Consider the following 1,357-nt stretch of genomic DNA (forward strand, 5'->3'; position numbering starts at 1 on the left):
TTTGCCGCGATCCGGGTGGACATCCACACCCGCCGCTGGTCAGGTGTGCCGTTCTACCTGCGGGCCGGCAAACGCCTGGGCCGCCGGGTGACCGAGATTGCGGTGGTGTTCAAGCGGGCGCCGAACCTGCTGTTCCGTGACCACGGCGAGGATGACTTCGGCCAGAACGCCGTGGTCATCCGGGTCCAGCCCGATGAAGGCGCCACCATCCGGTTCGGCTCGAAGGTGCCGGGCACGCAGATGGAAGTCCGGGATGTGACCATGGACTTCGGCTACGGGCACTCCTTCACCGAATCCTCCCCGGAGGCGTATGAGCGGCTGATCCTGGACGTGCTCCTCGGTGAGCCGCCGCTGTTCCCGCGGCACCAGGAAGTGGAACTGTCCTGGAAGATCCTGGACCCGTTCGAAGACTACTGGGCCGGCCTCGATGAACAGCCCGAACCTTACGCCCCGGGGTCCTGGGGACCCGCCAGCGCGGATGAGCTGCTGGCCCGTGACGGACGAACCTGGAGAAGGCCATGATTGTCGACCTGCCGGACACCACCACCTCCAAGATCTCGAAGAAACTCATGTCCCTGCGCGAGCAGGGCGGCGTGATTGCCCTGGGCCGGGTGCTGACCCTCGTGGTGGTCACCCGCTCCGGGCTGGAGGAAGAAGCGATCGAGGCCGCGAACGAAGCCAGCCGGGAACACCCCTGCCGGATCATCGTGCTCGCCGACGCCGGCGCCACCGCCCCGGACCGGCTGGACGCGCAGATCCGGGTCGGCGGGGACGCCGGCGCCTCCGAGGTCATCGTGCTGCGCGGGTACGGCGAGCTCGCCCACGAAAGCGAATCCCTGGTGGCGGCCCTGCTGCTCCCGGACGCCCCGATCGTGGCCTGGTGGCCGCACGGGGCGCCGGAGAACGCATACGAGACCTCCGTGGGCCGGATCGCGCACCGCCGGATCACCGACTCCGCGAACGAACCCGACCCCCAAGCCGCACTTGAGAACGTCCGCAGCACGTACAAGGCCGGCGACACCGACCTCGCCTGGACCCGGCTGACGAACTGGCGGATCCAGCTCGCCGCCGTCCTGGACCAGGTGGACGCCTCCCCCGTCACCGCAGTGGCAGTGGAGGGCGCGTCAGACTCGCCCAGCACCATCCTGCTGGCAGCCTGGCTGACCCTGGCCCTGGACGCACCCGTGACCATCGTCGCGGACCCCGCCGGCACCGGCATCCGCCGCGTCCGGCTCACCCGGCCCAACGGCGACGTCCAGCTCTTCCGGCCCGGACTGTCCATCGCCGAACTCACCCAGCCCGGCCAGCCCGCCCAACGCATCTCCCTGCCCCGCCGCAGCCTCAAAGACTGCCTCGC

Annotated in this window: 1 protein-coding gene and 1 pseudogene; both read left to right on the forward strand. The window is 69.8% G+C overall.

The features are described 5' to 3' along the window. A pseudogene (locus ABIB27_RS19310) lies at window positions 1-522 on the forward strand (glucose-6-phosphate dehydrogenase); the annotation flags it as partial. After that, a partial coding sequence (locus ABIB27_RS19315) for a glucose-6-phosphate dehydrogenase assembly protein OpcA (RefSeq protein ID WP_354254704.1) occupies window positions 519-1,357 on the forward strand: 839 nt, incomplete at its 3' end. The pseudogene ABIB27_RS19310 and the gene ABIB27_RS19315, both read left to right, overlap by 4 nt.

It is taken from the genome of Arthrobacter sp. UYEF21, from assembly GCF_040546085.1.
Classification (GTDB): Bacteria; Actinomycetota; Actinomycetes; order Actinomycetales; family Micrococcaceae; genus Arthrobacter.